This window comes from Paenibacillus sonchi (assembly GCF_016772475.1).
Lineage (GTDB): Bacteria > Bacillota > Bacilli > Paenibacillales > Paenibacillaceae > Paenibacillus_AQ > Paenibacillus_AQ sonchi.
In genome coordinates this window covers 4,713,860-4,737,601 of sequence record NZ_CP068595.1, presented here as the reverse complement: position 1 = coordinate 4,737,601, position 23,742 = coordinate 4,713,860, and the positions used below count along the sequence as shown (strand labels likewise).

The 23,742-nt window shown below is 51.9% G+C and carries 24 protein-coding genes and 1 pseudogene; 7 read left to right on the top strand and 18 right to left on the bottom strand.

The window, feature by feature from the left end:
- Window positions 1–6: 6 nt before the first annotated feature.
- Together JI735_RS20960 and JI735_RS37010 are read left to right on the top strand one after the other, a co-directional pair.
- Window positions 7–723 (top strand): annotated as a pseudogene (locus tag JI735_RS20960) (glycosyltransferase); the annotation flags it as partial.
- A 74-nt stretch (window positions 724–797) separates the two neighbouring features.
- Window positions 798–1,166, top strand: coding sequence for a glycosyltransferase (locus JI735_RS37010; protein WP_325175632.1), 369 nt, complete (start codon window positions 798–800; stop codon window positions 1,164–1,166).
- 133 nt (window positions 1,167–1,299) lie between these two features.
- Here the strand turns inward: JI735_RS37010 and JI735_RS20955 are convergent, their stop codons facing one another.
- The 4 genes from JI735_RS20955 to JI735_RS20940 form a co-directional block, all read right to left on the bottom strand.
- Complete coding sequence (locus JI735_RS20955) at window positions 1,300–1,692, bottom strand: MerR family transcriptional regulator (RefSeq protein ID WP_039835025.1); 393 nt, start codon at window positions 1,690–1,692, stop codon at window positions 1,300–1,302.
- Between the two features lie 144 nt (window positions 1,693–1,836).
- Window positions 1,837–2,856, bottom strand: a complete 1,020-nt coding sequence (locus tag JI735_RS20950; protein ID WP_039835026.1) for an SDR family NAD(P)-dependent oxidoreductase — start codon at window positions 2,854–2,856, stop codon at window positions 1,837–1,839.
- A 402-nt stretch (window positions 2,857–3,258) separates the two neighbouring features.
- A complete protein-coding gene (locus tag JI735_RS20945; RefSeq protein ID WP_051051726.1) occupies window positions 3,259–4,176 on the bottom strand; it encodes a helix-turn-helix transcriptional regulator in 918 nt (305 codons plus the stop codon).
- Window positions 4,177–4,179: 3 nt separating this feature from the next.
- Window positions 4,180–4,752, bottom strand: coding sequence for a GNAT family N-acetyltransferase (locus JI735_RS20940; protein WP_039835027.1), 573 nt, complete (start codon window positions 4,750–4,752; stop codon window positions 4,180–4,182).
- Window positions 4,753–5,465: 713 nt separating this feature from the next.
- Here JI735_RS20940 and JI735_RS20935 point away from each other — a divergent pair.
- Both JI735_RS20935 and JI735_RS20930 read left to right on the top strand, forming a co-directional pair.
- A complete protein-coding gene (locus tag JI735_RS20935; RefSeq protein WP_039832618.1) occupies window positions 5,466–5,780 on the top strand; it encodes a helix-turn-helix domain-containing protein in 315 nt (104 codons plus the stop codon).
- A complete protein-coding gene (locus tag JI735_RS20930; RefSeq protein ID WP_233181315.1) occupies window positions 5,702–6,619 on the top strand; it encodes an IS3 family transposase in 918 nt (305 codons plus the stop codon). Before JI735_RS20935 ends, JI735_RS20930 begins: the two co-directional genes overlap by 79 nt.
- A gap of 96 nt (window positions 6,620–6,715) precedes the next feature.
- On the opposite strand, the gene JI735_RS20925 is transcribed toward JI735_RS20930, so the two are convergent.
- From JI735_RS20925 to JI735_RS20910, 4 genes are all read right to left on the bottom strand, one after another.
- On the bottom strand, window positions 6,716–8,578 hold the full coding sequence (locus tag JI735_RS20925; protein WP_202676386.1) for a UbiD family decarboxylase: 1,863 nt from the start codon (window positions 8,576–8,578) through the stop codon (window positions 6,716–6,718).
- Between the two features lie 299 nt (window positions 8,579–8,877).
- Window positions 8,878–10,302, bottom strand: coding sequence for an FAD/NAD(P)-binding protein (locus JI735_RS20920; RefSeq protein WP_202677672.1), 1,425 nt, complete (start codon window positions 10,300–10,302; stop codon window positions 8,878–8,880).
- A 241-nt stretch (window positions 10,303–10,543) separates the two neighbouring features.
- Window positions 10,544–10,705 (bottom strand): hypothetical protein, encoded by a 162-nt coding sequence (locus JI735_RS20915; RefSeq protein ID WP_202676385.1) that lies wholly within the window; start codon window positions 10,703–10,705, stop codon window positions 10,544–10,546.
- Window positions 10,699–11,430 carry an SDR family NAD(P)-dependent oxidoreductase gene (locus JI735_RS20910; protein ID WP_202676384.1) on the bottom strand — a complete coding sequence of 244 codons (732 nt, stop codon included), beginning with the start codon at window positions 11,428–11,430 and terminating at the stop codon, window positions 10,699–10,701. The genes JI735_RS20915 and JI735_RS20910 overlap by 7 nt, the downstream gene beginning before the upstream one ends.
- Window positions 11,431–11,663: 233 nt before the next feature.
- Here JI735_RS20910 and JI735_RS20905 point away from each other — a divergent pair, with 233 nt between their 5' ends.
- Entirely contained in the window at window positions 11,664–12,221 is a 558-nt protein-coding gene (locus JI735_RS20905; RefSeq protein ID WP_039837946.1) for a TetR/AcrR family transcriptional regulator, read from the top strand.
- A 151-nt stretch (window positions 12,222–12,372) separates the two neighbouring features.
- Here the strand turns inward: JI735_RS20905 and JI735_RS20900 are convergent, their stop codons facing one another.
- The 3 genes from JI735_RS20900 to JI735_RS20890 form a co-directional block, all read right to left on the bottom strand.
- Window positions 12,373–13,143, bottom strand: coding sequence for an aminoglycoside adenylyltransferase domain-containing protein (locus JI735_RS20900; protein WP_039837945.1), 771 nt, complete (start codon window positions 13,141–13,143; stop codon window positions 12,373–12,375).
- Between the two features lie 54 nt (window positions 13,144–13,197).
- Window positions 13,198–14,190: a hypothetical protein gene (locus tag JI735_RS20895; protein WP_039837944.1), complete on the bottom strand. Its 993-nt coding sequence runs from the start codon at window positions 14,188–14,190 to the stop codon at window positions 13,198–13,200.
- A 226-nt stretch (window positions 14,191–14,416) separates the two neighbouring features.
- Window positions 14,417–14,761 (bottom strand): hypothetical protein, encoded by a 345-nt coding sequence (locus JI735_RS20890; RefSeq protein WP_202676383.1) that lies wholly within the window; start codon window positions 14,759–14,761, stop codon window positions 14,417–14,419.
- Between the two features lie 194 nt (window positions 14,762–14,955).
- Between JI735_RS20890 and JI735_RS20885 the strand changes: the two genes are divergently transcribed.
- Window positions 14,956–16,212, top strand: a complete 1,257-nt coding sequence (locus JI735_RS20885) for a S8 family peptidase (protein WP_051052128.1) — start codon at window positions 14,956–14,958, stop codon at window positions 16,210–16,212.
- A gap of 66 nt (window positions 16,213–16,278) precedes the next feature.
- Here the strand turns inward: JI735_RS20885 and JI735_RS20880 are convergent, their stop codons facing one another.
- The 5 genes from JI735_RS20880 to JI735_RS20865 form a co-directional block, all read right to left on the bottom strand.
- On the bottom strand, window positions 16,279–16,716 hold the full coding sequence (locus tag JI735_RS20880; RefSeq protein WP_039837943.1) for a hypothetical protein: 438 nt from the start codon (window positions 16,714–16,716) through the stop codon (window positions 16,279–16,281).
- 12 nt (window positions 16,717–16,728) lie between these two features.
- On the bottom strand, window positions 16,729–17,172 hold the full coding sequence (locus tag JI735_RS20875; protein WP_039837942.1) for a LytTR family DNA-binding domain-containing protein: 444 nt from the start codon (window positions 17,170–17,172) through the stop codon (window positions 16,729–16,731).
- Window positions 17,173–17,295: 123 nt separating this feature from the next.
- On the bottom strand, window positions 17,296–17,985 hold the full coding sequence (locus tag JI735_RS37410; RefSeq protein WP_325175524.1) for a 3'-5' exonuclease: 690 nt from the start codon (window positions 17,983–17,985) through the stop codon (window positions 17,296–17,298).
- Between the two features lie 8 nt (window positions 17,986–17,993).
- Entirely contained in the window at window positions 17,994–19,349 is a 1,356-nt protein-coding gene (locus JI735_RS20870; RefSeq protein ID WP_325175523.1) for a HelD family protein, read from the bottom strand.
- 364 nt (window positions 19,350–19,713) lie between these two features.
- Window positions 19,714–20,706 carry a Gfo/Idh/MocA family protein gene (locus JI735_RS20865; protein WP_039837941.1) on the bottom strand — a complete coding sequence of 331 codons (993 nt, stop codon included), beginning with the start codon at window positions 20,704–20,706 and terminating at the stop codon, window positions 19,714–19,716.
- A gap of 234 nt (window positions 20,707–20,940) precedes the next feature.
- On the opposite strand from JI735_RS20865, the gene JI735_RS20860 reads away from it, so the two are divergent.
- The gene (locus tag JI735_RS20860; RefSeq protein WP_233475990.1) at window positions 20,941–21,738 is read left to right on the top strand and encodes a sugar phosphate isomerase/epimerase family protein; all 798 of its coding nucleotides are present in this window, start codon (window positions 20,941–20,943) and stop codon (window positions 21,736–21,738) included.
- A gap of 136 nt (window positions 21,739–21,874) precedes the next feature.
- Here the strand turns inward: JI735_RS20860 and JI735_RS20855 are convergent, their stop codons facing one another.
- Window positions 21,875–22,630, bottom strand: coding sequence for a MerR family transcriptional regulator (locus tag JI735_RS20855; protein WP_039837938.1), 756 nt, complete (start codon window positions 22,628–22,630; stop codon window positions 21,875–21,877).
- Window positions 22,631–22,821: 191 nt separating this feature from the next.
- Window positions 22,822–23,715 carry a GNAT family N-acetyltransferase gene (locus JI735_RS20850; RefSeq protein WP_039837937.1) on the bottom strand — a complete coding sequence of 298 codons (894 nt, stop codon included), beginning with the start codon at window positions 23,713–23,715 and terminating at the stop codon, window positions 22,822–22,824.
- Window positions 23,716–23,742: the final 27 nt, after the last annotated feature.

Below are 23,742 nucleotides of genomic sequence, written 5' to 3'. Positions count from 1 at the left end.
GATTCCATGCGCCTGGCTTTATTCACGGACACGTTTCTTCCGCAAACCAACGGCGTTGCCCGCACGCTTGGCCAGTTAACCAGTCACCTGAACCGCCGGGGGATTGAGCATCTACTGTTCACGCCCAAGTCCGCCCCCGAGGACAGCTACCCCGATCCGGTCCGTCCTGTTGCAAGTATCCCTTTTTTTCTCTATCCGGAGTGCAGGCTGGCTCTCCCGAGCATGTCCTCCATTCAGAGCCAGCTGAACACTTTTCAACCCGATCTGCTGCATATGGCTACCCCGTTCAACATCGGCCTGTGCGGCCTCCGTTATGCACACAGGCAAGGCCTGCCCCATGTAGCCTCCTACCATACCCATTTTGACCGTTACCTTGAATATTACCGCATGCGCCGGATTGTTCCGCTCTACTGGAGGTACATGAAATGGTTCCACCGCTCCTGCGGTGCCACCTTTGCCCCGTCGCGGGAAACGGCAGAGATTCTGCGGGAGCAGGGCTTCGAACGGCTGCGCCTCTGGTCCAGAGGCATTGACTGCCGGCAGTATTCCCCGGATAAACGCCAAGCTGCCAGCGTACGGGAGCGCTATGGAATTGCCGACCCGCTGGTACTGTTATATGTAGGCCGGATTGCCCCGGAAAAAGATATCGCCACCCTGCTGCACGCTCTGCAGCTGCTGCCGGAATCCGTTGCCGCCGGAGTCCACCTGCTGGTGGTTGGCGACGGACCGCTGCTGCCCGAGCTGCGTGCCCAGGCACCGCATAATGTCACCTTCACCGGCGCCAAGCACGGGAAGAGCTGGCGGAGCTGTACGCCTCCGCCGATCTGTTCGTCTTCCCGTCCAGCACGGAAACCTTCGGCAATGTGGTGCTGGAGGCTATGGCCTCAGGGCTGCCTGTCGTTGCCGCCGGTGCAGGCGGGAGCAAGGAACTGGTCATGCCCGGGGTTACAGGGGTGCTGTTTCAGCCGCATGATCCGGGCTCACTCGCGGAGGAAATATGCCGCCTGGCCAGCAATTCCATGCTGCGGACGGCTATGGGGAATGAGGGACGGAGACAGGCGCTTGGCCGCTCCTGGGAACAGATTTTTGACGGGCTGATCCGGGATTATGAAGAAATAATTGACAGCAGACGCATCAAGGCCAGCGCGCAGATATTTACCGCCTGAGGACAGACGGATAAGGTACATCTTCGCTTAAGACAGCGGGGAAGATCTGGGATGGCAGGCATTGTGACCGTTGCCCGCTTCGTTCCATCCCAAGAAGGACGCCCATGGCGGGCGCCCTTCTTTGATGCAGGTATTAGAGGCCCATACGATCCTGCGGGGCCAATTGGCCTTGCTCCAGCAAGTCATACTTGGACAGCTTCATATTCACTATGGCAAAAGCCCGGTCCAGCTCCTGCTGCTGGCGCTCCAGATCCTGCTTGTATTCACGGAGAATGGCCGCACGCTGCGGAATGGTCGAATCCCCTTGAAGCGTCAGGTCCACCATCTGCTTCAAGGCGGCCACCGGCAGTCCGGTTGCCCGAAAACAGTTCATCAGCGAGATGGATTCCAGGTCCTTTTCCTCGAATATCCGGTTCCCGTACTCGTCCCGCTGAAGGAACGGGAGCAGCCCTTCCTTTTCATAATAACGGATGGTATGCGCAGGCAGGCCCAACTTCTCCGAAGCCTCTTTGATGGAGATTCCCAAGGAGTTCACTCCCCTCTGATCACAACCGTGATCCGGTTTTTTCCTAGTATACGGCTAAAAGTACATTTGAAGTCAAGACCCTCCCGCTCCGGTTTCACAACCCAATCTATCTGCCGCCAGGACCGTCCGGGTATCCGCAGCAGCTCAAATTGTGAATTTCACTCCGGTCAGCTGCTCGCTGAGCACCCACAGGCGCTCTGCTGCATCACGGTCGATAGCCCAAGGCCAGACTCCCGAGCCCTGCATACTGTCGGCCGGAACCGCTTCGGCAATATCGGCATCCTCACAGTAGACGCCTCCGAGTCCCGCAAGCTGTTCACTGACCGCACACCAGACACTGGTTGCCGCTCCTTGCTCCGTGTTTTTCATGAAGTCGGAGTTTGCGTTGCCTGCAGGCTCCCCCTTCTCGCCTTCTTGCGCCGGCTGAACCTTGACGGGTTTAACACCAACTTCTTCCGTCTTCAGAAAACGGCCGATTCCCGAGGAAGGGATTAGGCCCGGATGAACGGCAAAGGCACGGACTCCATACGCTTTGGCTTTCTCGTCCAGGGCAACCGCGAACAGCACATTGGCGCTTTTGGACTGGGCATAGGACTTCCATTTGTCATATTCCCGCCGCTCAAAATTCGGGTCGCTGAGATCAACGCCGCCCAGACGGTGCGCCCGGGATGAAACCGAGATGACCCGGGCCTGATCCGCTTGCTGCAAAGCAGGCCAGAGGCGGGCCGTCAGCTGAAAATGCCCCAGATGGTTGGTGGCGAACTGCGACTCATAGCCGCGTGCATCACGTGCCAGCGGCGCAGCCATGATGCCTGCACTGTTAATAAGGAAATGAAGCGGCCGCCCAGAAGCAATGAACCGCCGGGCAAAGCTGTCGATCGAGGCGGGGTCCATCAGATCAAGAGTTTCCAGCTCCAGGCGGGGGATGCCGGTGACGGCAGCCTTGGCCTTTGCCGGAGTCCGTGCCGGAACGATTACAGTGGCTCCCGCTTCGGCAAGCACACGCGAGGTTTCCAGTCCAATCCCGGAATATCCGCCCGTTACAATCGCTACCTTGCCGGTCAGATCCAGGCCGCCGATCACCTCAGCGGCTGTCGTCCGGGCATCGAACCCGCTTGCGAGCGGCGCTTGAACCGTTAGATAAGATTTGGTTTGTGATTCCATATGATGATCCCTCCATTCTATTCTCCGGGATCATTATATGCCTTAAAGTTCACTTTAAGGCAAGCGTTTCCCCTCTCCACTTCCCCGCAAGGAATAGTTGGAAAAAGGATAACCAATCTGAACGATCCACCCCCGTTTAGGTGAATTCGTTTAAAATAAGTCTACATTTTCCCACTAATCCCTCTGCAGCAAGCTTTTTGATCCCCTTAAGTGAACTAATTCCACTTGACTCCCTGCCCCTGAAAATCTTCCGCTGCTGGGCATTTCACCCGTCTTCAAGGCCAAATGGGACATGCCCATGCGCCCATGCCGATAATGGCATTCACCGGCTCGGTTCACTCTTCCATTCGAAACCATATTTCCGCATGAAGAACAATCTCTCGCCTGGCCATCACCGTCATTTCAGCGGTACTTTTTCAATATGAATGCAGCTTGGGTGTGCATTCTCAGCCGCAGATCCTCTGGTTCAAGCACCGTAATCAGTTGACTGTACTCCAGCAGCTTTCCGAACCAGCCCTGCTCCTCTTCCGGGACCGCAAAGGACATCAGGATTTCACCTTCGCGCTCCTCTAGCAGCCCGGCTTGCGGAAACGCCTCCTGGAGCAGCACCCTGTGCTCTGCCATACAGGCCAGACGGACTTTTATTTGCGGCCGGAGGTCGCTATGCTCTGACAGGAGCAGCTCCGCATCCTTATGCGTCAGAGTAAATGTCTGGGACATCAGGTGAACGGACCGCATCCGGGAGAGCCGGAACAGCCGGTAATCCTGCTTGTCGCAGCAATATGCGAACAGATACCAGGCGTACCATTTATAGGTCAGGAGCAGCGGCTCCACCCCCCTGTCCGTTACGCCGCTGCGGGTATTCGTATACTGAAATCCAAGCCGTTTTTTCTCTCTTATGGCCTTTTCCACAAGAGCTATATTCCCGCCCGTCCCCTCTCCTTCACGCAGCACGCCCAGGTTCAGCTGGAGCATTGGCCCAAGTGCCGCTTTATCGGGAGCGAGGGAAGTCATAATCTCAACGGTGCTCTGTGCCCGCAGGCTGTCATACCCGGTTAGCAGGCCTTTCAGCGCAGCAAGAATATATGTATAATCTTCGGATTGGAGGAGCTGTCTGTTCATTTTATAGCTGTCTATAATGTAGTAGCCGCCATTCAGCCCCTGCTGCGAGCCTACAGGAATTCCGGCAAGACTGATGGACGCCATATCCCGCTGGATGGTGCGCGGCGACACTTCGAACTTCTCAGCCAGCACCCGGGCACTAACCGTTTCACGGTTAAGTAGATAGACCACGATCCCCAGCAGACGGTCAATTTTCATCCGCTATACCTTCTGCCTCTGCGAATCTGCCTGGCTGCTGTCCAGCCATTCACTATCTAGGATGCCATAGGCATAGGTGTCATGCCAGAGCGGATGTCCTTCATGGTCGTGTTTAAAATATCCGGTCTGAAGCAAATGCCCTTCCCGGCGCAGCTGCAGACGCTCCAGCAGACGCCAGGAGGGAGTGTTGCGGGGATCACAGTGTGCGGTCACTCTTCGGGCCTGCTGATCACAGAAAGCGTATTCCAGTAACCTTTGACAAGCCTCCGCCGCATAACCCTTGTTATGGAATGCACTGTTGAAGACATAGCCAAGCTCCCAAGTCCGGAATGTCATCGGCTCCTGCTGCTGAAAATACAGATTTCCGATCATTTTCCCGGACTCCTTCAGGCATACCGCCCAAAAGGCAGGGTCAGCAGACCGCCGAAGTGCCTCCGCTTGGCTCGCTTGCTCATCAAAAACCCCATAAGGCTCGTACCTCACCACCTCTTCCCGGGAAAGATATTCATGCAGATCCTCCCAGTCCTCCGGCTGGAAGCCTCTTATCGTTAACCGCTGTGTTTCCAGAACTTCCATAGGTTTATCTCCTCATCTCTTACTTCACGGTGTTAGATTCACCCACAATATAGCAAAGGTAATGCGGAATTTTCCATAACATTTCTTATGAGCGCCCGTTTTCGCCGAATAGCGTTTTCTCAGTCCACTATGCTTATTGTGTGTAACAGGAACATAATCACCCTGGCGGGTGAATAACAACACGGAGCTTACGGCCGCAGGGATTCCCCACCACTCCAAAATCAACGGGGGGGCATACTGAAGACGGACCGTTGTACTCCTTCACGCTCTATCGCAGCCCTTGCGGACAGGATGAGCTCCCTTCACGCTCGATCCGCAACCGTTGCGGACAGGAAAGCCGTTATTGAAGGAAGATTCGTCTATTCCGCAGGACAGCGGACTGAGATGCCTTTATTTGTCCCTTTCCCCTTTATTCCACGCTCCATCGAACAATATAACGGCTCCTGAGTCCGTATCCGCTGAAAAAACAAGACTTTTGGCAAAATAAGGGCTCCTCAGTCCGCTCCCCCTTCAGCCCGCGGACGGAGCCCCATTCTCCTGCATCGTTTATATCCTCTGACGCCTCCAAGATCTCCGCATTTTTTGACATGGCATAATTTTCTAAACAATAAAACAACCACGGCCCGCGTCCTGAACGGTGAAGTGCACCCCTTAGAATAGACATTGGAATAAACCCCTGGTTTATCCGATGAATTCTAGGGGGTGCATTTTTTATGCCAGCGATTAAAGGAAAGAAGTCTAAAACGTATTCTTATGAAACAAAGCTGGAGGCAATACGTCTTCATATGGTCGAAGGTTGGACCTATCGTAAAATTATGGAGAAGTTCGAAATTACAGACAGGCATCGGTTGAAAACATGGATGAGGAAATACCGGGAACTGGGAGAGTTCGGACTTGTGGACCAGCGAGGACGGCGAGAACAATATGTCGATCAAGAAAGACAGGTCAAATGGCTCAAACAGGAGAACGAAATGCTAAAAAAGTGCTTGGAAATCTGGATGCAGGAGATGAAACAGAGCGGTATGTAACGATTGAGAGAGCCTCAAGTGAATATCCGGTTCGTCATTTGTGCAAAGTGTTTGGGGTCTCCAGAAGCGGATATTACGCCTTTCTAAAGCGCAAAGCATTCGATCGGGACCGAGAAGATAGAGAACTTGTGAAGAAGGTTTACGAGCACTACAACGGAGTTTACGGATACCGACAGATCCAGTTATTCTTGTTGCAGGATCATGGAGTCTGGATGAATCATAAGAAGGTGCTACGGCTCATGCAGGTACTTGGAATCCGGTCACGAATAAGGCGAAAACATCGCTGTAATTACGCATCTTCGGACGGAGGGCGAGTCGCTAAAAACTTACTGAAGCGAGATTTCAAGGCGGATGCTCCTAACCAAAAATGGGTTACCGATGTGACTCAATACCGGGTGGGAGAATCGTGGCTCTATCTTTCTGCGGTGAAAGATTTGTTTAACAATGAAATTGTAGCCTACCACATGAGTCAGAAAAATGACAATCCACTGGTTCTACAGACCTTTGAGAAAGCCTTTAACAAGACAAAAGACGTGACCGGACTGATCGTTCACAGCGACCAGGGATTCCAATACACATCTCATGCATACCATGACATGCTGCCAAAGGTTGGCGCCCGAATCAGCATGTCCCGCCGAGGAAATTGTTATGACAATGCCTCCATGGAGAGCTTCTTCTCGCATCTCAAAACGGAAGGGCTCTACCCTTATGATATCCGAAATCTGGACGAGGCACAAAGACGAATTGAAGCCTATATTCAATTTTACAACCAGTATCGACCGCAACGAAGACTAAATAAGCTGCCTCCGGTGGAGTACCGGAAGCAGCTTACAGCCTAGGGTCTTTTTTCAGTGTCTACAAAATAGGGGCTTGACCACGCCTGCCGTGGTTCCCTTATCTACTTCCCCATACCGCCGCGCACTTCTCACGGTATTTCAGATCTTCTTCACGTTCAATCCGCCCAGCACAGCTCCCTGTACAAAAAAGCGCTCAATCTTCCGCTCCACCTCCGCATCCGGGACCAGCGGCGGTGCCTGATGCGGCTTCACACGTGCATCAATAATCACATTATCACAGAACCAGTGCTTGTTCTCTACGCCGCTGTTCACCCCATAGATATCATGCGAAGGATTGCTGCGCGTGAAGGTCGCCCAGAGGAAGTTGCTCAATGTTTCACTCATGAACGTGCTGTCATCGCATAAAATAATCATTGGACAGGTATCCAGAGCCCCCTGCTCTTGAATCGCGGCGCTCAGCTTGTCCGTTTCCTTCCGTGCTTCGGCATAATCCGTGAACTTCGGTCCCTGCAGGGCCACGATCCCCGGCATAATCATTTTGGCCTGTCCGAACTCTTGCAGATTCTCCAGATTCTCCAGATTCTCCAGTATCACCGGCACCTCCGTACACAAGGTCCGCTTCTGTTCTCCCACCGCTGCAAATACCACTTTACTGCCGCTGTTAATCCCTGTGCCGGAATAATCCAGTGTGTCTATTGTAGTATTGGTCTGAAAATGAATGTCCCGGTGCAGATTAATCCGCTCCAGAATATAGGCCAGGAAGTCCTCGATGTTGTGCGTGCTGACCGGCCGCTCTTCTTCGGCAGTAATGAACAGATACTTGGCTAGACTAAGCTGGCCGGTACCCAGTATCCGGTTCGCGATGGTCAGCAGCTCCGCCGGCTGCTTCAGTTGCTGGTAAGGGGTATAGCGCTCACTGCCAATAGCGAACAGTAGAGGATGCACGCCTGCGGCATCTACAGCATGCACCTCTTTAACTCCCGGTACCTCCTGCTTCACCGCACCGCCCGTCAATTCATGAATCAGTTCCCCGAAAGAGGTATCCTCCTGCGGCGGGCGTCCGACGACAGTGAACGGGAAGATCGCCCCTTGCTTGGCATAAACCTTATGCACTTTCATCACAGGGAACGGATGGGTCAGGCTGTAGTAGCCCAGATGGTCGCCAAAAGGCCCCTCCGGCCGCGTCTCGCCGGGATGAATCTCGCCAGTGATTACAAAATCGGCGTCACGGCTGACACAAAAGCCGTCCACATAGCTGTACCGGAAGTGGCGGCCCGCCAGCAGCCCGGCAAAGGTCATCTCGCTTAGCCCTTCAGGCAAAGGCATAACTGCCGACAAGGTATGCGCGGGAGGTCCTCCGATGAAGCAGCTGACCTTGAGCGGCTGTCCTCTTTTCGTAGCCTTGGTCTGATGAATGCCAATGCCCCGGTGAATCTGATAATGCACACCGACTTCCTTATTGATCTCATACTCATTGCCGCTTAGCTGGATACGGTACATGCCCAGATTGGAATTCATGATCCCCGGCTTGTCGGGGTCCTCGGAATAGACCTGCGGCAGAGTGACAAAAGCGCCGCCATCGCCGGGCCAATGCTTAATCTGCGGCAGATCCGAGATCTGAATCTCCTCGAAGCCGGCCGGTACACCGTTTCCTTTCTTCAGCGGGAGCGCTTTTCTGGCAGCCAACCCTGTCCCGATGTATTTGAAGGGCTGCTTGAGCGCCTTCATGGGATCACTGCGTAAAGCGATCACATCCTGGGACGATTCCCAGGTATCGCGGAAGATAAATTTGCTTCGTTCTATAGTCCCGAACAGGTTTGACACTGCGCGGTACCGCGAGCCTTTGACCTTCTCAAAAAGCAGGGCTGGACCGCCTGCCTCATAGACCTTCAGATGAATCGCGGCCATCTCCAGATTAGGATCGACTTCCTCCTGTATGCGGACCAAATGTCCATGTTTCTCCAAATCAACAATACATTCTTCCATACTGCGGTATCTCATGGGTCTTACTCCAATCTCCAGAAGAAATGTGAACTCTCCTTATTATCAGTGAGGGAACGCGCAAGGTCAACGCTAGGCCGAGTGCCGATTTGAATAAAGGTAAAAATACCTTTGTTTCAGCCGGATGGCGCCGATGGGCGAAGCATGTTTGTCCAACCGAAGAATCAAACGTGGACCGGTAATTTCTGCTTTGTTCATGCTTTTGGCGGTTAATGCAATCACTAAAAGGAGGCTGTCTCATAGCAGAACATCCTGCAATGAGACAGCCCCCTGACTATAAATTTTACAATTGCGGTTCATCAGCCCAGCGTTTTCAAAGGCCACACTCCGGTAAATTCAACCTCATCATAAGTGAAAAAAGCATTCAAGATGGCTTCGCGGTCATCCGTGAACAGCTGGTCGGCCACCCCGGCTACAAGCTTCGGCACGGCATTTTTCATGCCGGAGATGGCCGAAGCCGACAGGCCGCAGCTGGCCAGCGCTGAATAGTTGAAAACGAACAGCCCGTGAACAAGCGCCTGGCCTGCTTCATCCCGGCTCTGGAGCGCAAAGCCCGGACTGAGATACGGATGCGCATCCAGCAGCGGGTTCGCCAGCTCCGGCGGCGCCTCGTAGCGGTCGCTCCAGCGGGCGATATGGCTGTCTACCAGCCGCAGCTCCGGACGCAGCCCCGGGTCGCTGAGCAGTCCGGTGCTGACCACCAGAAAGTCAAAGGAGCATTCCCCTTTCGGCGTTGTCACCACCGCCTTGTCGCCGATCGCTTCCACCTTCAGCCACGGTGAACCGAGGTGAAGCTGGAAGCCCGGCCAAGCCGCCGCACGGGCGAAGGTATCGTTGGTCGGCGGCTGATTGGTTTTGAAGAAATGCGAAATTACAGCGTACTTATCAGAATCAGGCAGGGTATGAAAGCGTTCAATCATCCCCGATACCTCCATCTGGCGGATGGGGTTGATATTCGGAAGCTGCTCGCGGCGGACAAACACATGGGCCTCCGCCGCCCCCTCCGTGAGCAGAAAATTCGCATTGTCGAAGGCCGAGGCTCCGCCGCCGAGAACCGCAATTCGTTTCCCGCGCAGGGAATTGCAATCTATCGCTTCGGAGGTATGGGCGTATAGAGCTTTCGGCAGATGGTCAGCCACCATCGGTGGCACATGCCATTCGCCTCCGCCCTGGATGCCCGTGGCCAGCACAACCTTGCGCGCCAGCAATTGCCCGGCCGGTGCCCCTGCACCTGCGATATGCAGGCGGTGAATCCCCTTTTCGCACGGCTCTATCAGCTTAAGCTGAACCTCATTGATTACGGGCAAGCCCAGGACCCCGCGGTACCAGCGCAGATAGTTCATCCACTCGCCGCGCGGGATCTTGTCTATGGCTTCCCAGCCCTCAGCCCCGTTCTGCGCCTCCCACCAGGAACGGAAGGTCAATGAAGGAATTCCGAGATCCACAGAAGTTAAATGTTTGGGTGTCCGCAGGGTGGCCATCCGCGCATAAGTCTCCCAGGGTCCCTCGGCTCCTTCGCTGTTCTCGTCAATGACCAGAATGTTGGATATCCGTTCACGCAACAACCCGAAAGCCGCCCCCAGGCCGCTTTGTCCGCCGCCGACAATCACAACATCATATACATGGCCTTCAGGGTGGCTCAGCGGCCTTACCCAGTCTGCGCCTCCATAAGCAAGATAGGAAAGATCGGTGATTACACGTTCATTTAAGGCTTCCAGGCTCATCATTCCTCAGACCTTTCGGATAGATCTTTAGGCCATATTATAGCGTGTAAACCCCGTCTATTGAACTGTTATGTCAGGTTTATTGTCATTATATCCAAAATTCCTCCACCGGATTGTATCCGATCACTAACATTTGAGGCCTGACCCGACTATTATATTGACAAAAGATAAAATCCGGCTATACAAAAGGTTTCTGTGTTAGGTTCCCTCCACTGCTGGACTGTTTCAATGCCCCGCACGTTCAGAGCGCCGGGTTCTTGATCTGCTGAAGAACTGGATTGTCTACCCTTTCACTCAGACCCTCATAATTGGTGGATATGCTTATGTCAGCCCACTTCTCCATTTCTTCCGCACGGGCTTCCGAGGCTGCACGGGCCAGTGCTACTGCTTCGGGACCTAGCAAAAGACGCAGCGGGGCTCCTCCAGCCAGGCCAGGCCTGCGATGATCCCGGCGGCACGGACCGGATCGCCGTTCTCTTTTCCGTTTACGGATATACGGTATCTATTCATCGCCCCCACGGTCTGCTCATAGTCCTCTCCGACGGGAGGGATGCTCATCGAAGACCCGCCCCAATCAGTTCGGAAGGCTCCCGGTTCTACGATGGTGACCTTGATGCCGAGCGGTTTTACTTCGTTATGAAGCACCTCCGAGAAGCCCGCAACCGCAAACTTAGCCGCCTGATAGGCTGCAAGCCCCGGTGTCCCTCCCACCCGTCCGCCGACGGATGAAATCTGAATGAAATGTCCGCTGCGCTGCTTGCGCAGGACCGGCAGCGCAGCTTTGGTCACATTGATCACGCCGAACAGATTGGCTTCAATTTGTGCCCGGAAATCCTCGTCAGGCGTCTCCTCAATGGGAGAGCTGTTCGCATAACCGGCATTGTTCACTATCACATCCAGCGATCCGAATTCATCCAGTGCCAGCTGGACTGCCGCTTTGGCTGAAGCAGCATTTGTGACATCCAGCTCAGCTGTGCGTACCTGATCGCCATATTTCTGTACAAGACTATTAAGCTGCTCTGGACGGCGGGCAGTTGCCACCACTTTATCCCCATTGTTTAAGACCGCTTTAGCAATTTCCAGACCTAAACCACGCGAGCTGCCTGTAATCAGCCATACTTTACTCATCATTATGATCTCCTTCAATTTGGAATGTTTAATCCAAAGCAAGTATAGTCCTCCAAAAGACAAAGATCAAGCATTTTTTGGATTATTCATTCCAACAATAATGAGCATAAGTAAATAAAATAGGTTAAATCGCATAAAAACATAAGATTATCCTCAGATTTCCGGAGTAAACATTCCACTAACTTGACACTTCAGCACACGGACACTACATTTAAGCTTACGAGGTGTATATGATGAGTAAACGCGACGATATCCTTAGCGCCACATTGGATCTGATTGATGAGGAAGGGCTGCAGTCTGTGACCATTGCCAAAATCATGAAGAGAGCAAAGGTGGGCTCCGGCACGCTTTTCAACTATTTTAGCAATAAAGAAGAGTTAGTGAACGAGGTGTACAAGGCAGCGCGCCAACATATGGGCGAAGCCCTGCTGCGCAATTACAATCCCGGTCTAAGCCTGTATGAAAGATTCAAATGCCTGCAGCTGAACAGGCTGCATTTTGGATTATCCTCTCCAAAGGAATTTCTGTTCATCGACAGCTATTCCTATTCTCCTTACATTTCGGCCGATCTCCGCAAAATGGAGGATGCTTCGCGGGAGATCATGCTCGCTCTGATTGAAGAAGGACAAACTCAGGGAATATTCAAGGAAATGGACCCGCACTTGTCCCATCAGATTATTCACGGGATTATGGTATCCATTGTCAAGGGCTTCATCATTCAAAAATACCCCCTGGACGAGCTGCAGGTACAGCAGACGCTGGAGGCTTGTTGGAAGGCCATCAGAGTGTAATAAACAGCCCCGGCACAGATCGCATAGATCCTGCCGGGGCTGTTTTAGACAAAAAGTACGTTTACTGAAACCGCTCAAAGCCATCATAATTACGCTGGCGGTAGATCAAATGTCCTGATGGATCAATATAATCAGAATCGCCCTATATTCCTCATGCATCACCTGCCGCTTTCTTATCAATAACACCCAGCATATATCCGGCAAAAGCGGCCCACTGACCGGGCTGCACTTGTCTGTCCTCTGGAACTCCATTATATTGATTCAGGCAGACCTGCACGAGCTCCTTGAACTCCGGCGGCAGACCCGCTGTTCCCCACTCTCCGCCTTCTCTTTTCGAAGCGATCTTGCCCTCCTGTAAGTAATACAGCACGCGGCATAAATTCAAGGTTATGTACATCGGGTTATCCATAATCTCAGCTGCCGCATCCGCGATGTCATGCAGGATAGAGGACAAGTAGGCGCTGGGATTAACCGGAGGATATTGCCTGGCCAGAGGTTCCCCGTATAACGTTCTGCCCCGGTAATAAGCGACAGCGATTTGTGAGGCCAGATCTGCGTCCTCATAACCTCCACATAGATAATCCGCATCAGCCCGGTACCTCTCCCGGTGGTAATCGGAGAAATGCAGCTCACATGGCGTCGGACAGGCCACCGATGCAAGTACTGCTTCCCGGATAACACTAATCTCCAGGCCGTTTGCTATATCATCACGCAGGGCCAGTAGCTTTTGTGCAATTCTTGCTGCGCGGGCATGGGGAAGCGGTGTGCGGATTACCACCAGAATGTCGATATCACTCCCAACCGGATTGAAGCACCCCATTGCCAGAGAGCCATGCAGGTATATCCCTGCCAGGTCTGCTTCTAATTCTTCTCTGAAAATCGCCGTAAACCGGTCCAGAATCGGCTCCACCTGAATATTCATTGTTTTGCGCCTCCTTGCAATCACTAGCTTCCATTATATTTGAATGACATTATGTCAAGGCCCGCCGAAGTCCTCCAGCTCCTGATTGACCCTGCCGATCATGGACTGCAACGAATCCTGGTCATATAAGAACGCGATGCTGGCGGGAAGGGGCTCTGCGGTTTCATGATTGAAGTCGGTAAAATCCATGCCTTCAGGAAGCTGATACACTTTAACGTCCTTCAGTTCATTCCATGCCTTGATGTGAGACTGCCTGCTCAGATCAATCACATTTACCAGTGCATGGCCTGTATCCACATATAAATAGCTGCCCCTTCTGCGGGGCGGCTTGGGACGCGCTGAATTCAGCAGAACCTCACGGGTGAATTCCTTGCCGGACATGTGCAGAATAATGACTTCATCGGTGTCCGCATCCACTCCAAGCATCAGATGGGGAGCCCAACCGGCAAAAAAACGCAGTGCCGCTGAATTCTGCAAATGATCGTCAAATTTCCAGCCGAGCGGCATCAAGGCGTATTCCCCGTCCGGCAGCTCCAGATACGCATTCAGCAGAGCTTGAAGTGTTTCGGTGCCCGGCGTTTCATAAGGCTCCAAGGCAGCCGGGTCCACCACATAATTAACTATCGTCCGCTTAACTCCACTGAAACTGTCCCTTATATCATGGTGTCTGTACAGATCCTCCAGCACCGGCAGAATTCCCGTATGCGTATCCACGAAAAGCTGCCTGGATTCGGGCTTCAGCTCCTGCAGATAGATCGTTTCAATGTTTCCTTCACGTATAACCTGCTTCACATCGGTAAAATGCGGTGCAACTTCCGCAAGGATTAACTCCCGGATATTAGCGTTATCCGCAGGAATCATTTGCTGGAAATCATCAGACAGCCAAGCCTGCTGGGCAATAAAATATTGCGCAGCTGCGGTCATGCCGACAGGTGGCGATTCCAGCTCCAGCCTCTCCATATGGAAGCTTTCATGCCCGCGGAAATCCATCCTCTCTGCTTGCTCGCTGTATTCCACCAGATTATAGCCCTTGATCCACTCATACATCGGTTAGCCCCCCTCTTACCTGGAAACAAAGTGACTTTATCTATACATATAGTAATTTCTTTTTATACCATATCATGGCGGCTGGAAATATAAAACATGGCTGATGTTTCACAAACTACTATTCCCGGGGATAGCCATCCCGGACATTCATATGATTTGAGCAACAACTCCAAAAAGCGCATACCGTCAAGGGTACGCGCTTTTTGGATTCACTCTTTTATCGGGATTAGAATCTGGCTACATAAAACTCGCGGTTGGGCGGGATGTTTCTTTGTACTAATTGATTGCCGGCTGAATCTCTGATTCTCAGGATATAAGATACCGTTGTCAGCGTGCTGATCGTAGGGAACCGAACGACACCAAATTCGTCAAAATCGGCAGTTACCACTGTTGCACCGCTAGTCAAGGAAGCTGTCCAGCCGGTGGAATCCTTTGGCACATTATTCAAGTCTGTAGCCAGCACTACGAATCTGTCAAAGGTTTGTCTGATTCTGCGTCTTCTTCTCACCGGAGTAGCCTTCGCCTTGCGGGCCATCATTGCTTTTTTGGCCAGTAATGCTTTTTTTGCCATTATTGCTTTTTTGTCAGGAGCTTTCATTTGCTTCACCACTTTCTGATAGGATACAGTAGTAGATGCAATTTATACGCGCAGCGAAACCGTTAATGCCTATCAATCGAGAAATGTGGTAGTGTCTTAGAATTATAGATATGTACCCATTGTGCCTTTTCGCGCATACCCTGTATCGGAGAGGTGGGGCGATAGCCATGCGCGAAAAACTGTGGTTGAAGCAGTATGCTTCCAAAATGAACCGTCCGCTGAGGGCCGAAATTCGTAAAACATATCATTCGGCCAAGTCATCAGCGGCGCTGCCTGTTATTGTTCAATTCAAACACAAGATAACCCCAAGCAGAATGTTGGCCTTACACAAGCATCTAGGCGCACATAGTTTTGCTATTAAACACCGTATTCCTATGCTTAACTCCCTTTCCTCCCATGTCTCCGTGAATTGTCTGAAACGGCTGTGCTGCTGGGAAGGTGTTCATAAGGTACATCTGGATCATATCAAATCCATATCGCTGGATATTGCCACTCCTTCCATTGGTGCGGCAGCTGTTCAAAGCAAGCGGGGACTTACCGGAAAAGGCATCAATATCGCCGTACTCGACACCGGAGTATTCCCCCACCCCGATCTGGTCCGTCCCGTGAACCGTATCTTAGCCTTCAAGGATTTCGTCAACCACCGGAAACGTCCTTATGACGATAACGGCCATGGCACACATATTGCCGGGGATGCAGCCGGCAACGGCTGGAGCAGCAAAGGAAAGTACAGAGGACCTGCACCTGAAGCAGGCATAGTAGGCGTTAAAGTGCTGGATATCAACGGAGATGGCTATGACTCTACGATTATAAAAGGCATAGAATGGTGTATTGCGGAGAAGAAACGGTTAAAGCTGCGCATTCTGTCCATGTCGTTCGGCGGATCTATAAGCACATCCTGCAGGGACGATCTGCTCTGCCAGGCTGTTGAAAAAGCCGTCCGGGCCGGACTTACCGTTGTAATCGCCGCAGGCAACAGCGGCCCCGGCCGCAAGACGATTGAGTCACCGGGCATCAGCCCTGCGGCGGTTACGGTTGGAGCTGTAGATGACCGCCGGACCCTCACGCAAAAAGATGACCGCATTACTTTCTACTCCAGCCGGGGTCCAACACCTTGCGGGAAAATTAAACCGGATCTTGTAGCCCCGGGAGAATCCGTCATTTCACTTCGCGCCCCCGGCTCCCAGCTGTCCCGGAATTCCCCGTACCTGCGGATCGGCAAACAATATTTCGTGCTGTCAGGCACCAGTGTCTCTACTCCTATCGTCTCCGGGGCCGCCGCCCAGCTGCTGCAGAGCTGTCCTTCGCTCACGCCCCGCCAGGTAAAGGCCAGACTGAAAAAAAATGCTTTCCGCCTAGGCCTGAAGCCGAATACCGCAGGCAGCGGGGAGGTCAATATGCGGTTTCTGCTTGGAAAGAGATGATTAACTACCTGCCCCGGGCAGATTTGCATATTTTTTGCAGATAAATTTCCAGGCTTATTTTTTGGTTTATGCCTTGCCTCCCTTCTGATATTCGCCCAGCTTCTCATTCAGCCGTTTGGCTTCCTTCTGGCCGTCAATATGCAGCATCGTGTATACCATTCCTTTGATCACAAGGCTGGTAATCAGAAAAGGGAGAAAGCGCTCATTTTCTCTAAACGGACCGGAGCTGAAAAGCCACAGCCACACGATCACAAAAACATCGGCAAGCAAAAAACAGATATAAAAGCAGAACGTTTGCGCTTTTTTACCAAGCCCGGGTGTGCTCACCAAAGCATATTTGAAGCACGTAAATGCCGAAGCCGCCACAATAATCTGCCACAGGATCGATGCTTTTACAGAACCGGTTGAACTCAAAAACTGCACAATGGCCACCAGAATGGTTACACATCCACACACCGCAAACCAATCCTTCACAATATGGGATACAAATTTACCGGTTTTCATGATGGAGCCTCCTCAGAGTCCTAGTTTTTGCCTGAGCACAGGAACATATTGCCGGGAAATGATGACCTTTTCGCCATTGTGCAGCAAAGCTTCGAATCTGCCATAAAGGAGCGGGCTGACGGACTTAATTTTGGCAATATTCAGGACAGTCGACTTCGAGGCTCTAAAAAAATCCCTGTGCGCATAAGCCAGCTCAATCTCATACAGCTTCAGCCTGGATTCATACACCTTCTCGGCACAATAGATAAAAACTTTGTGGTCCACCGCCTCGAAATAATACACCTCATCCGGATCGATGATATGCATTTGAAGATCGGTCATCCCGATCAGCTTCCTGGAAGCCGCCATGGCTTGAATCGAATATAGCAGCTTCAGCACCGCTTCATCCGGATCATTGCACCTTAAAATAATCTCAGGCTCGCTATCTTCCGGTATGCTCTCAATGGTGATTTTCATGAGCGTCCCTCCCGCGCTTCTGCTTACAATCCCAGTATATTTTTGTAAAACTGCATCTTCAAGGGGCTTTGCGCAAGCTGCACCCGGAGGACATTAAGCTGCTGTATAAGCAGGGCAGGATGGCTATAACCATCCGGAGGCTTCACCGCAAAAAGTTAACGCAAGCCCGTGCATCGCTCTGGTACAGGCAATATAGAGCATATTCCGGTCAAGCTCTGTCCTATAATTCACTGCATCACAAAAAGGGATAATCACCTGATCGAACTCCAGCCCCTTAGCCATATGTGCGGAGGTGATCATAATCCCCTCATGGAATCTGTCACTGCTGAAATCCAGCAGAGCTATATCCTTGTGGACCCTTTTTACAACTTCGTACAAACTTTGCGCCTGCTCCTGTGTCTTGCAGACCACCCCCAGGGAATGATGCCCCGATTCGCGGAAGCTCGCGATCAGCCTGTTGATCTGCGACAATTCTCCTTCAGGCGTCTCTGCACCGATGATTACCGGAGGTTCACCATGGCGTTCGACCGGAACGATCCGGCTGTTATGATTAATTTTCTGGGCAAAATGAATAATTTCGAGGGTGGAGCGGTAGCTATTCAGCAATTCAACCGTATCGGCTCCGGGAAAAACCTGTTTGATCTCCGAGATTGATGAAGAAGAATACGGGTTCACGGATTGGCTGCTGTCGCCGAGTATCGTCTTTTTGCATTTAAAAAGAAGTGATAAAACTTTGTATTGGATGGCAGTATAGTCCTGCATTTCATCCACCAAAAGATGTTTTACAGAATCAAAGCCTGCGGTTCCTTCCATTCGAAGCTTCAGATAGACCAGGGAAAGACGTCGCAGAATTCCAGCAGCTTTGCCTTTTTCGGCTTGAACAGCTCCGGCCTGCCGGTATGCCCGTAGAAATCCTTATAGAGAGTAAGCATATTAAGCGATTTGAACATTTTTTTGACAGCGGTTTTGATTTTATTGGCTGTGGCTGAAGGTAAGCTCCGCCCGTTCTCATCCCGGGTCCGGCCTGACAGGATCGATGCCGTCTTCTCCAGCCTTTGTCTAACCGGCAGACTGCGTGCGGACTGATAGGCGCTCTGCACTTCTTCTGCGGGAATCTGCACCTGAGCAACACAGATCCCCGCAGGAATAAAATAGGCTTCGCTAATGTGCAGAATGTAGCTCTCCAGCGCTTGAACAAAATCCATATCCGCCTTGTATCCGATCCGTTCAATTACGGAGTCATCCACCGAACCGGCCAGCTCTGCCACCTGCTGGTTAAAGGTCTGGAAACCGCATATTCCTGCAAGCTCTGCAGAAGCAAGCTCATCGAAGCTGAGTTCCCTGATTTTCTCTTCACCCAGCTCCGGCAGGACATTCGAAATATAATCGGAGAACACTTTATTCGGAGAGATAATCAGGATATTTTGCGAGGTTAAGGTTTCCTTATAACGGTACAGCAGATAAGCCACACGGTGCAGGGCAACAGAGGTTTTACCCGACCCGGCAACACCCTGGATGATCAGCTCATGGGCGGATTCATTGCGGATGATCACATTTTGCTCCTTTTGGATGGTGGCGACAATATTTTTCATTTTCTCGTCCGAGGTCTGGCTGAGCTCCTTTTGCAGCACATCGTCATTGATGTTCATAGAGCTTTCGATCATATATTCCAGCTCACTGTTTTTGATGCTGTATTGTCTTTTTAGCGTGATTTCCCCGGCCACCTCTCCGGAAGGTGCGGAATAGCCGGCCTTGCCGGCATTGAAATCATAGAACATGCTTGCGATGGGAGAACGCCAGTCATAGATTACATTCTCCTGACTGTCTTCTTCGGCAAAAGCATGCACCCCGATGTAGCAGGCCAAGGCTTCCGGATGATGGTCTTCCAGGAAATCAACTCTGCCAAAATAAGGTGTCTGAAGCAGCTTCCGCAGCCTGTCCCGCTTGACTACTGCTTGTTCACCATGATCAATGCTCAAGGAAATCTCAACTTTGTTGGCTGCCCGTTCCGCAGGATCGATCTGCGCGGAGTTCGCCCAGAGGTATTTTTTGGCCGCAAGAATCTCTTCCCCGGCTGAGTGTATACGCCTGTCTGCTGCTTCCAACGCGTTCTGTAGCCTTGCTGCTACTTTCTGCAAATATACTTTTTCATCCGTTTCACTTCGATTAACAATCATATTGCCCCTCTTTTCCTGATGAGAATACTCATAAGTATAGAGAGAAACCAAAAAAAATATAGACTTATACTTTCCGCTGTAGTATTATGCAATTATCGTGGGTCCAAAAAAGGCCATACGCGGGGACTCAAACTCCGATCCAAGATACAGATCTGATGAACTCATAAATGATATTTAATGAACTATAGATGACGTGAAGTACACGCCGTTTTACTGCATTACTGCCTGAGATTTACCGGGCGGGCTGCAGTGAGGCGGCTTTTTTATTTGCCGTAGAATAGAAGCAAGTTTCGGATTTGCTTAAATTTCAGAAATACGGATCTACAGTCCCGAAGCCAAATAAGCGGCACGTTGTGGGTGATTACTACATCAAAGCAGACAATATGGCATCGCACAGCTCCATGGTTCTCACATTATCCCGGCCGCTGGAGACAGGCGTCATCCCTTCACGGCAGCATTTCATGAAATGCGCCATTTCGCCGACGAAGCCCCGCAGATACAGATCTCTGTAGCCGCCGGACATCGCAGATGCGGATGGGGTGAACACCACATCCTGCTCCGCAAGCGATTGCCAGGGCAGTCCGCTGCCCGCCAGCGAATGGTGAACCGACAGCTTCACGACTTCATCCGCACAGACAAAACCGTGGTCGAAGGTAACTGTCAGGCTTTCGCTTTCTCTGGACCATGCGCTCATTCCGGCAAAATAGACACTGCCCACGACGCCATTGGCGAATTTCAGCGAAATGCTCTGGGCGATCCGTTCATTGTCATTGTTCGTGAACCCCGAGATTTGCACGGCTTCACCGAACAAAAAACGCAATAAATCCACAATATGAATGGCGGCAAGCTTCAAGAACTGCTCTTCATCTTTGCAGAAAGGCGTGCTGTCCACTGCGAAGAGGGCCTGGAAAGAACGGGCTGTGCCCAGCGTTCCTCCCGCAATCAGCTCCTTCAGCTTCAAGTAGACGGGGGCATAACGCTTCATGAATCCCACCATCAGCACCACTCCGGCTTGCTCGGCTGCATCTGCAACCTGAAGCGCTTCAGGACCATTCCAGCCAAGCGGCTTGTCCACATAGACATTTTTTCCGGCATGGATACAATCCAGCACCAGGGCGGTTTGATCCTGTGGCTGTGCGACTACCACGACTCCATCGCATTCTGTATCCTGCAGCATTTTCCGGTAGTCGCTGTAAGGTATGCCGCTGCTGCCGAACCGCTGGAGTGCAGCTCTGGAACGCTCCAGATTCCGGGTCGCAACCGCAACAATTTCTGCACCCGCTTGGATGGCCGACGGGTAAATATTCATAGATGCATGAAATCCTGCACCGATAAAACTGAGCTTTGTTGTATTCAAATGTGTTCTCTCCCTTGTATAATGATTCTTGGCCTTTGCATGGAATGATCCATGTACTTTGCGTTGATCCTAATATATCCTTTCTGATGAATCAAAAAAGGACGCCTGTCCTCCCCGCGGAATTCCAGTGGAACCCCTGCCGGATATCCCCTATACTAATCAAGGAAGCGATTGCAGAATCTCACAGAATGAAAGGAGCTCAGGATGCAAATTTCTGTGTTTTACAACCATATAGTGACTGCAAGCAAACAAACGGGACTGCCGCTGCCGGAGGTGCTGGGTCTGGCGCGCGGATATGGCATTCAGGCTGTAGAGCTGGATCTGGATGAGGTGCAGCCAAGCCCTGAGGCTATGAAAAAACTGCTGGAGCAAGCCGGAATTTCCGTAGCTTCCATGTACGCTTTTTTTGATTTCGGCAATGCTCCTGATGTCCGGCCCGGCCTTACATTCATTGATACGGCTGCATTTTTGGGTGCGGGCAAAGTTCTTGTGATTCCCGGCTTCATCGACGGGCCGGCAGACCAGGAGCTGCGGGAACGCTCGCTGCGGCACATGGCTGCGGCACTCAGGGAAATGAGCGAGTATGCCGGGCGCAAAGGGCTGATTGTCACCCTGGAAGATTTCGATGACAGCCGGGCGCCATTTTCCACTTCCGGAGAATTGCTATGGTTCCTGAATGAGGTTCCGAAGCTTGGCATCACCTTCGATACAGGGAATTTCATCTACCGGGGCGAAGATGCACTGGAAGCCTTCGAGAAGCTGAAATCGAGAATCGTTCATGTTCACTGCAAAGACCGCTCACTCGAAGAACACCCTGGTGAAGTTCCGAAGATCAGCACTAACGGGACCCGGCTGTTCCCTTCTCCTGTCGGTTCCGGCTGCATTCCGATTGAAGAGATTTTGGACCGGCTGGAGGCTATCGGGTACAAGAACACGGCAGCCATTGAGCATTTTGATGCTGCTGATCAACTGGCTTACATGAAACAATCAGCAGCATGGCTGCAGGCCAGATTCAACCAGCTTCAGACATAACAAACAGCAAGAGGGGACCACAGAAACTGTGGCCCCCTCTTGCTCTGCATACTTGCCGTTTGCTTTGCACACTACCTACTTGCTCTGCGCACTAGCCGCTTGTACTGCACACACTACCTACTTGCTCTGCACTAGCCTATTGCTGCTGCGCCGCAAACGCATCTGCTGCCGCGCTCAGATAGTACGCCAGTCCGGTCTGCTGCCCTTCAAGCATGCGGAGATGGAAGTCATCGCCGAGAAAAAAACGGTTCTGCGCTGCAAAATCCGCAGCAGATGCCGGATGCCCGTGCTGTCCCAAAAAATCCAGATGCTTGCGGATTAACTCCGCCGTGCTCACATCTCCTGCCTTAACTCCCGACCGCAAAGCGTCTGCCATAGCCGTCATAAACGCTGCGCCTTCCGCTGCCATATCGTTCATGTGCTGAACATCTATCGGAGCACCGTCAGCTAAGAGGTCATAATCGTACGTTTCCTTTAAGTGATCTCCCTGCTCCTGCAGGGCCGCTTTCCATTCTTGCTCACTCGCCAGTCCTTTGAACATTTCCGTATCTTTCATGGGTTCGCCTCTTTCTCTGCTTGTTACCGATTTCCGCAAGGTCTCAATAATCGTATCGATCCTTTGTCTGCGCAGCAGCAGAAGCTGTTCCTGCTCCACAAGTATGGATAAGCGGTCCGGTTCCTCCTTCAGCAGCTGCCCGATCTGCTCAAGCGTGAAGTCAAGCTCCTTATAGAGCATAATTTGCTGCAAGCGCTCCAGCTCCGCCATCCCGTACAGCCGGTACCCGGCTTCACTGATCTCTGCCGGCACCAGCAGACCTGTTTTGTGATAATGATGCAGGGTTTTCACCGTAGTTCCGGACAATACGGCTACCTCTTTTACTGTGTACAGCACTCTGTTTCCTCCTTTCCTTGACGAGTTTACAGGCTCCCCTAAGAGGAGAGTCAATACCCGATGCTGATACCGATCCAGAATCCAAGCTAAAATCCAACCTAAAATCCAACCCAGCTGCCGGGCTGATACCGGTGCGAATCTCTATGTAATTCGGGCAGAACCCGCATTCTATTGCACAAAGTGCAGTCAAACTAGTAATCAACTTCTCCAAGACCCCACACCCCGAACTCCACATCCATCTCAAAACCGATACGCTGGTAAAACGGCTGCATAGGACCTGTATATACCTTAACCATACCGAGCGACCGCAGGCGGTTCAGAGCTTCATAGATTACCGTCTGGCCGAGCCCCCTCAGCCGATAATCCGCATGGGTTCCCACAGGTTCAAGAATCCCGATCCGGTTCACCTCGTCCACAAAAGCATTGCAGAACGCCACGACCTCCCCCTGCCCGTTAACCAGAGACAAGTCGAGTTCGGGACAGTAGCCTGGGGCTTGGCGGATTCCCCCGTATAACTGCAGCATCTTCTCCGCATGAGCAGTCCCCGGATAGTTAAAGGCCATGATATGCCCCTGCGCTTTCGCCTGATCCGATACCTCTTCCCCGCATTGAAGCGAGAAACCCTCAGGGATAACCACCTTCATCTCCTTCTCCAGCCGGATAGAGACAAAATTATCACTTTCATTCGGGAGAAGCACATAGCCTCTGCTCTGAGCCGCCTCTTCCAGCTTTGTCATTACCTTCGGAACTGCCAGCTTCACGGCACCGGGCGCAGACTTCTTTTCAATGAATTCGAACATCTCACGCAGCAGCTCCTCCTCCGGCTGGTCCGTATCCAATTGGAAATAGAAATCCCCATCCCTGCAGACGACAGCAGCCAGTTCACCATTGTCGTGCTCCCACAGCCCGATATTTTGTTCCCACCCGGGAAGTAAGCCCGCCCTCAACTGGTAGAAAAAAATCTCGAACTGAAAACGGGCAATCGTCCAGCTGTTCGGCCGGTTCAGCCTTGAATGGACATGTGAAAGAAACCGGCTCACCTTCATCAGGTCGTCATGTGTATAGGCTCTATATTGGGTCCCCATATGCACTCATCTCCCTAACATCATATT

Bases quoted from the DNA above. Each gene is read 5' to 3' on its own strand.
- JI735_RS20950 (WP_039835026.1), bottom strand. From the start codon at position 2,856: ATGGAATCACAAACCAAATCTTATCTAACGGTTCAAGCGCCGCTCGCA.
- JI735_RS20945 (WP_051051726.1), bottom strand. From the start codon at position 4,176: ATGAAAATTGACCGTCTGCTGGGGATCGTGGTCTATCTACTTAACCGT.
- JI735_RS20940 (WP_039835027.1), bottom strand. From the start codon at position 4,752: ATGGAAGTTCTGGAAACACAGCGGTTAACGATAAGAGGCTTCCAGCCG.
- JI735_RS20935 (WP_039832618.1), top strand. From the start codon at position 5,466: ATGCCAGCGATTAAAGGAAAGAAGTCTAAAACGTATTCTTATGAAACA.
- JI735_RS20930 (WP_233181315.1), top strand. From the start codon at position 5,702: ATGGCTCAAACAGGAGAACGAAATGCTAAAAAAGTGCTTGGAAATCTG.
- JI735_RS20925 (WP_202676386.1), bottom strand. From the start codon at position 8,578: ATGAGATACCGCAGTATGGAAGAATGTATTGTTGATTTGGAGAAACAT.
- JI735_RS20920 (WP_202677672.1), bottom strand. From the start codon at position 10,302: ATGAGCCTGGAAGCCTTAAATGAACGTGTAATCACCGATCTTTCCTAT.
- JI735_RS20910 (WP_202676384.1), bottom strand. From the start codon at position 11,430: ATGAGTAAAGTATGGCTGATTACAGGCAGCTCGCGTGGTTTAGGTCTG.
- JI735_RS20905 (WP_039837946.1), top strand. From the start codon at position 11,664: ATGAGTAAACGCGACGATATCCTTAGCGCCACATTGGATCTGATTGAT.
- JI735_RS20900 (WP_039837945.1), bottom strand. From the start codon at position 13,143: ATGAATATTCAGGTGGAGCCGATTCTGGACCGGTTTACGGCGATTTTC.
- JI735_RS20895 (WP_039837944.1), bottom strand. From the start codon at position 14,190: ATGTATGAGTGGATCAAGGGCTATAATCTGGTGGAATACAGCGAGCAA.
- JI735_RS20890 (WP_202676383.1), bottom strand. From the start codon at position 14,761: ATGGCAAAAAAAGCATTACTGGCCAAAAAAGCAATGATGGCCCGCAAG.
- JI735_RS20885 (WP_051052128.1), top strand. From the start codon at position 14,956: ATGCGCGAAAAACTGTGGTTGAAGCAGTATGCTTCCAAAATGAACCGT.
- JI735_RS20880 (WP_039837943.1), bottom strand. From the start codon at position 16,716: ATGAAAACCGGTAAATTTGTATCCCATATTGTGAAGGATTGGTTTGCG.
- JI735_RS20875 (WP_039837942.1), bottom strand. From the start codon at position 17,172: ATGAAAATCACCATTGAGAGCATACCGGAAGATAGCGAGCCTGAGATT.
- JI735_RS37410 (WP_325175524.1), bottom strand. From the start codon at position 17,985: ATGGAAGGAACCGCAGGCTTTGATTCTGTAAAACATCTTTTGGTGGAT.
- JI735_RS20870 (WP_325175523.1), bottom strand. From the start codon at position 19,349: ATGATTGTTAATCGAAGTGAAACGGATGAAAAAGTATATTTGCAGAAA.
- JI735_RS20850 (WP_039837937.1), bottom strand. From the start codon at position 23,715: ATGGGGACCCAATATAGAGCCTATACACATGACGACCTGATGAAGGTG.